The sequence below is a fragment of the Streptomyces lushanensis genome, from assembly GCF_001700515.1.
Classification (GTDB): domain Bacteria; phylum Actinomycetota; class Actinomycetes; order Streptomycetales; family Streptomycetaceae; genus Streptomyces; species Streptomyces lushanensis.
Window position 1 is genome coordinate 1 of record NZ_MAUD01000353.1, and the last position, 6,437, is coordinate 6,437.

6 protein-coding genes are annotated in these 6,437 nt (G+C 72.6%); 3 read left to right on the forward strand and 3 right to left on the reverse strand.

Annotation, left to right across the window (positions count from 1 at the left end):
• Positions 1-85: 85 nt before the first annotated feature.
• Positions 86-1,042: an ABC transporter permease gene (locus BFF77_RS25675; RefSeq protein WP_079125500.1), complete on the forward strand. Its 957-nt coding sequence runs from the start codon at positions 86-88 to the stop codon at positions 1,040-1,042.
• A 43-nt stretch (positions 1,043-1,085) separates the two neighbouring features.
• Here BFF77_RS25675 and BFF77_RS25680 read toward each other — a convergent pair whose 3' ends face one another.
• On the reverse strand, positions 1,086-1,415 hold the full coding sequence (locus BFF77_RS25680) for an ATP/GTP-binding protein (protein ID WP_066954014.1): 330 nt from the start codon (positions 1,413-1,415) through the stop codon (positions 1,086-1,088).
• Positions 1,416-1,625: 210 nt separating this feature from the next.
• On the opposite strand from BFF77_RS25680, the gene BFF77_RS25685 reads away from it, so the two are divergent.
• Positions 1,626-2,651: an LLM class flavin-dependent oxidoreductase gene (locus BFF77_RS25685; RefSeq protein WP_066954017.1), complete on the forward strand. Its 1,026-nt coding sequence runs from the start codon at positions 1,626-1,628 to the stop codon at positions 2,649-2,651.
• Positions 2,652-2,831: 180 nt separating this feature from the next.
• Here BFF77_RS25685 and BFF77_RS25690 read toward each other — a convergent pair whose 3' ends face one another.
• Entirely contained in the window at positions 2,832-3,224 is a 393-nt protein-coding gene (locus tag BFF77_RS25690; RefSeq protein ID WP_066954020.1) for an SCO5389 family protein, read from the reverse strand.
• A 212-nt stretch (positions 3,225-3,436) separates the two neighbouring features.
• Here BFF77_RS25690 and nucS point away from each other — a divergent pair, with 212 nt between their 5' ends.
• Complete coding sequence (nucS, locus tag BFF77_RS25695) at positions 3,437-4,108, forward strand: endonuclease NucS (RefSeq protein ID WP_066954022.1); 672 nt, start codon at positions 3,437-3,439, stop codon at positions 4,106-4,108.
• Positions 4,109-4,456: 348 nt separating this feature from the next.
• On the opposite strand, the gene BFF77_RS35945 is transcribed toward nucS, so the two are convergent.
• Positions 4,457-6,437 (reverse strand): AAA family ATPase (locus BFF77_RS35945; RefSeq protein ID WP_066954025.1); only part of this gene is annotated, 1,981 nt, incomplete at its 5' end.

The window sequence follows — 6,437 nt, forward strand, 5'->3', positions numbered from 1 at the left end:
CGGCTCCCGCCGCTCCCCCGGCCGCCCGGCCCGCCACGGCCACGGCCCCGGACATCACGAAGCGCGACAGCACCGAGGACCCCCGATGACCACACCGCCGACCCCGCCGACACCGCAGATCCCGACGACACCGACCCCGCAGACCCCGCCGGCGGCCCCGGCGCCGTACCAGCAGATCCCTCCGCAGGCCCCGCACCAGGCCCCCCAGCGGCCTTCCGGGCTGCACACCGGCCCGGTCAGTGGCTATGTCTCGCCGATACCGGCCCGCGGGACCCATCTCGGCGACGCGCTGGCCTCGGAGTGGACCAAGCTCCGGTCCGTGCGGTCCACGATGTGGACGCTCGGTGTCATGATCGTACTGATGGTGGGCATCGGGCTGCTCGCCGCGGTGATCGTGGCCACCGCGAACGCCCAGGTCGCCGACGCCGAGTCCGTGCTCGCCCTCGGCTTCTTCGGCGTCCTGCTCGGCACGCTGTGTGTGATCACGCTGGGCGTGATGACCATCGCCTCGGAGTACAGCACGGGCATGATCCGTACGACGCTGACCGCGTGCCCCAGCCGTGTCCGGGTACTGGCCGCCAAGGCGATCGTCTTCTTCGTCCTGGTCTTCGTGATCACGGCCCTGACGACGATGATCGTGGGCGCGCTCCAGACCTCGATCGTGGACACCGCCTCGCCGGACCCCGAGTCCTGGTTCCGGGCGACGGTCGGCATCAGCCTCTATCTGGCCACGCTCGGACTGCTGTCCATGGCCGTCGGCGCGCTGATCCGGCACTCCGCCGGAGCGATCACCGTGATGATCGGTGTGGTCCTGCTGCCGCTGGTGCTGGCCATGTTCATGTTCGCGGAGTCGCTCAACGGACTGCGTGACTCGCTGTTCGAGTACTCGATCCCCAACCAGCTCTCGGTCTTCTACACCGACAGCGCCGGCATCGCGAGCCCGACGGGGCCGAGCGGCTGGGAGCCGCTGTGGATCCTGCTGGCGGTGACGGCCGTCGCGATGGCCGGCGCCTGCTTCGCCCTCGACAGACGCGACGTCTAGAACGGCGGCACGCGCCGACCGAGCACCAACACGTCAACACGCCTCAGTACTTGGGCGCGTTGCGGGACCGCTGTACCCGTGAGGTACGGCGGTCCTTCGCGTTCCAGCAGGACTGGTGCCAGTGCCGCCGGTCGTCCACACCGCCGTACTCGGGCCAGGCCACCACATGCGGCACGGCGGAGGGGATCTCCTGGTCGCAGCCGGGGCAGCGGTACCGCTTTCCCTCGGCGCTCGCGCCCGCGACATGGCGGACCGACCAGTCCTCGCCCTGCCAGGACTCCGACCGCTGGAAGCCGCCGTACCTGTCCCCCGGCTCACCGGCTCGCTCGGTCGTCTTCTCGCCGCCTCGGGGGCGGTTGCGGCGCGGGGACACAGGACACCTCACGGGGCAGACAGCACGGTTCCACTCCCAGCCTACGACCCGTGCGACCGGGTGGACGTCCCCCGCGGCACAGCACGTCCGGACTCACAGAACCGCCTTAACGGACAATCGCACAACTTTTACGGACGGCCGTGCCCTTGGCACGTGTCAGACGTTGTTGCCCATAGGGGAGTCGCGTCGGCCGCAAGGAGGCAGAAGGCGATGCGTGTTGGAGCTTTCGTACTGTCCGCCCAGTTCCCTGGTCAGGGACAGGGAGAAGCACTGAACCGGGCGGTGCGGACCGCCGAACTGGCCGAGGAGTCCGGGCTGGACGCCGTCTGGCTGGCGGAGCACCACTTCGTACCGTACGGGGTGTGCCCGTCGGCCGTCACCCTGGCCGCGCTGCTCCTCGGCCGCACCCGGCGGATCCGGGTGGGCACGGCGGTCAGCGTGTTGCCGAACGTACATCCGGTGGCGCTCGGCGAACAGGCTGCGCTGCTGCATCTCGTGTCCGGAGGACGGTTCACGCTCGGTGTGGGCCGGGGCGGGCCCTGGGTCGATCTGGAGGTCTTCGGCGCCGGTCTGGCCGCGTACGAGTGCGAGTTCCCCGAATCCGTCGCCCTGCTGCTGCGCTGGCTGAGCGAACCGTGTGTCTCGGCGGCGGGCGAGCGCTTCCGGTTCCGTGAGGTCCCCGTCGTCCCCAGGCCGGACGAACTGCTGGACACACCGGGACCCGAGGTGGTCGTCGCCTGCACCTCGCCCAGGACCGTACGGCTGGCCGCCGAGCACGGCCTGCCGATGCTGCTGGGCATGCACTGCGGCGACGAGGAGAAGGCGGAGATGGTCGGACTGTGGCGTGCGCACGCGCGCGCGGCGGGCCGCAGCCCCGAGGAGATCGAGGACGCCGCGCATGTGTCGGTCGGCGTGGCACAGATCGCGGACGGCCGGGCCGAGGCGGCGGAGACGCTCGTCAAGGCGATGCCCGGCTGGCTGCGGCAGGGACTGGGCGCGCATGTCACGGTCGACGGCAGGCCGCGGCCGATGCGCGATCCCGTGACGTACACGGAACTGCTGTGCGAGCTGCATCCGGTGGGACCGCCAGGACTGGCCGTGGACCGGCTCACGGCGACGGCGGAGCGTACGGGCATCAGGCGCTTCGCCCTGCTCGTCGAAGGGTCGGGCGATCTCGCCGCGACCGAGGAGAACATACAGCGGCTCGGGACGGAGGTCCTGCCGGCGCTCTGCTGACGAGCAAAGGACCCGCGGCCGGCGAACGGGAGCCCTACGCCGTACGCTCGCACACCCGACCACCCGACCACCCGACCACCCGACCACCCGCCGCGCGCGGTGTGCCGGGCCTCCCGGACTGCTGCTGCCGCTCCTGCACCCACGACACCTCCCCGGTGCGCGGAGCGGCAGCAAGGGACCTCAGCAGTCCCGGAGTTCGGGAGACTGGTTGAGCAGCTGGGCCCTCACCGACGTGAAGCGGGCGAGCCGCTCGTCGACCGAGGTGTCCAGCGGGAACACCGCGACGCGGTGGCAGTTCTGAAAAGCGAGACGCACTCCGAAGTGCCGCTGGAGCGCACCGCGAATCGCATCACTCGCGAGCGCGCGCAGTAGCTGACCACGTGCCTGCTCGTCCGGCGGGGGCGTCTGGTTGTCGGCGAAAGGTCCACCGTCCACCTTCAGCTCTGCCACCAGAGAACTGATCATCTCCCATGCGTAGGGCAGGGAGGTCCGGACGCAGTCGACGAAAGCCGCTTCGTCGACCTCGCCTCGCTCGGCCTGATCCAACAGTGCCGGTGAGACGTCGAGCGACATGGGTTCTCCTCTCGCGACCCCGGGAAGCGGGGTCTTCCGGGCAGGGCAGGAGGCGACGACGACGCAGCGTGCACGACCGGCGACCTCCTGCTTCCACGTTAGGCGCGCAGTCGGGACGGCACCAGGAGAATGGGAACACAACCGGCCAATAACGAACGGGGCTTCCGGGGCGAATCGCGCGGGGGCTCGCCGGTCGAGTAGCGTTGCCGACCATGCGTCTCGTCATCGCCCGCTGCTCCGTGGACTACGCGGGCCGGCTCACCGCCCACCTGCCCTCCGCTCCCCGTCTCATCCTGGTCAAGGCGGACGGCAGTGTGTCCATCCACGCCGACGACCGGGCGTACAAACCTCTCAACTGGATGTCCCCGCCGTGCACGCTCAAGGAAGGCGCCGACAACGACGCCGGTGTGTGGACGGTCGTGAACAAAGCGGGCGAGAAACTGATCATCACCATGGAGGAGGTCCTCCACGACTCCTCCCACGAGCTGGGCGTCGACCCGGGGCTCGTCAAGGACGGTGTGGAGGCCCATCTCCAGGAGCTGCTCGCGGACCGTATCGAGACGCTCGGCGGCGGATACACCCTGATCCGCCGCGAGTACCCGACGGCGATCGGCCCGGTGGACATCCTGTGCCGGGACGGGGACGGTGTGACGGTGGCGGTGGAGATCAAGCGGCGCGGTGAGATCGACGGCGTCGAGCAGCTCACGCGGTATCTCGAACTCCTCAACCGCGATCCCCATCTCGCCCCGGTGAAGGGCCTGTTCGCGGCTCAGGAGATCAAGCCGCAGGCGCGGGTGCTGGCGACGGACCGCGGGATCGGCTGTGTCGTACTCGACTACGACGGGCTGCGCGGTATCGAGGACGACAAGCTCCGTCTCTTCTGACACCGGCATCCGGACGCACGGCGCGAGACCGGCCACGGCGTCCGGCAGGGCATTGACATCGGCGTGGGGGCCGCTCTCCTGAGCGGCCCCCACGGCGTGTACGGCCCGTACGGGTCACGGGCGCCGGGCGCCGAAGCCGGGCGCCGAAGCCGGGCGCCGAAGCCGGGCGCCGAAGCCGGGCGCCGAAGCCGGATACCGACGCCGGTGCCGGCTGTGGTCACCGGCACCGGGCGCCGACGCCGGTTGCCGATGCCTGTTGCCGAGACCGGTTGCCGACGCCGGTTGCCGAGACCGGTTGCCGACGCCCGGTGCCGAAGCCGGTTGCCGACGCCCGGTGCTGACGTAGCGTCAGACAGGGGTGTCCGTGCTGGTCCCGGACGAGGTGGCGCCGGGCTCCGGGGCGCCCGCGCTGAGGCTCGGGGACATGTCGCTCGCCGTCGCGGGCGGCGGCGGCGCCGAGGAACTCGCCGAGGGCGTCTCCGACGGTATGCCCGTGGGCGTCGTCGGCGGGGTCACGGGCGTGCTCGAAGAGCCGGTGGCCGGCGGTGTCGACGTCTTGACCGGCGGCTTCGGTGTCGTCCCCGGTGCGGACGGCGAACCGCCGCCGGCGGGAGTCGACCCGGCGCCCGTGGGGCTGCCGGAGACCGACGCCGCCGTACCCGAAGGAGTACCGCTGTCCGTCGGACCGGCCACGGGCGCGCCCTGCTCCGTACGGCCCCCGCCCGGGCCCCGGGTCGTGTCGGCGGCGGGCCGGTCGGCCGTCAGACCGTCCTCGCCCTCCTCCGGATCCGTGGACGGCTCCGTGCTGACACGGTCCGGCTGCGAGGTGCCGTTGCCGGAGGTCGTGCCCAGCGTCACCACCGTGCCCAGGACGGCCGCGAGCACCGCGCCCGCGCCCGCCGCGACCAGATTGCGCCGGGCGCCGCCGAGCGCCGGACGGCGGCCGTGCGCCGGGGTCCTGGAGGGGGAGCGAGGTCCGGACGGGGCGGGTACGGGAGTGTCCCGCCTGGTCACCAGTGGCGTACTCGCCCCGGTGCCCGCGCCGGCCCCGGACGGTCCCGACAGCGCGGGCAGTGCCGAGCCCAGCGCCGGGGTGGAGGTGAGCGGCGCGGGCCCCTCGTACCGTACGAGCGCCGCCCCCGCGCCCGCGCCCGCGGGCGCGCGTCCGCCGGGCGGCGGGCCCTCGCGGTCCGTGACCAGGGCCAGCGCGCGGCGGCCCGCGACCGTACCGACCTTGTCGGCGACGGCGCCGCGCATACCGATCGACGCCTCCAGCTCGGCGCGGGCCCGGTCCAGGTTCCCGACACAGAGCGCCAGCACACCCAGCTCATGGTGGAAGTACGCCTCTTCCGCGACCTCCCCGGCGAGCCTCGCGGCCTCGGAACCGGTCCGCAGGGCCCGTTCCCAGGCACCCCAGTGCAGGCCCGCCAGGAAGGCGGGCGCGGCACTGCGCGCCAGCAGCACGGCGGCGCTCGCGTGACCGGACTCCTGGCCGGGCACCAGCGGGGCCAGCGCGGCGAGGATGGCGTCGGCCTCGGCGGCGGCGCGCTCGGGAGTGACCGAGGGATGCCCGGTCCACCAGGCGTAGTGCTGCGCGGCGGTGTGCGCGTGGGCCACGGCGTCGTCGCCGTATCCCCTCGCCTCCAACTGCGTGACGACACCGGTGGCGAGCCGGTAGCGCGCGCCGACCGGTGTGAGCAGTCCGCAGCTCATCAACTCGCCGAGCGCGGCGTCCGCGTGGGTGTCGCCCACCAGGGCCGGCAGATGCGCCTGGTGCGGCACCTCGCCGCCGAGCGCGACGGCGAAGCGCAGGGTGGCGCGGGCGGCCTCGCTGAGCCGGGAGGCGAGCAGGGCCGCGGGCGCGGCGCCCTCGCCGAGGCTGGGCAGAGGTATGTCGTATCCGTCGGGCGTACTGATCGGCGTCTCGCCGCTGGACGGTTCGAAGGGCTCGAACTCGTCGAAGGCCTCCGGGCCGCCACGGAGCTGGTCGCGCTGCCGCAGCAGCGCGCCGGCCTGCACGAAACGCAGCGGCAGGCCCTCGGACTCGAACCAGAGGTCGCCCGCCCAGTTCGCCTCCTCGTCGGTGAGCGGGCGTTCGACGGCACGCTCCAGCAGCTCCAGCGAGGTGCCGCGGCCGAGCCCGCCGAGGGCGACCTCGTCCAGCCGCGCGTCGGCCGAGGGCGCGTCGGCGCCGGGGACCGGGGCGAGCAGATAGGCGCACTCGGGCGTCGCGCCCAGCAGCTCGTCCAGCGCCTCGCCGCCGAGCTCCAGATCGTCCAGGACGACGACCGCGCCGATGTCCTGGACGAGGGCGAGCAGTTCCGTACGG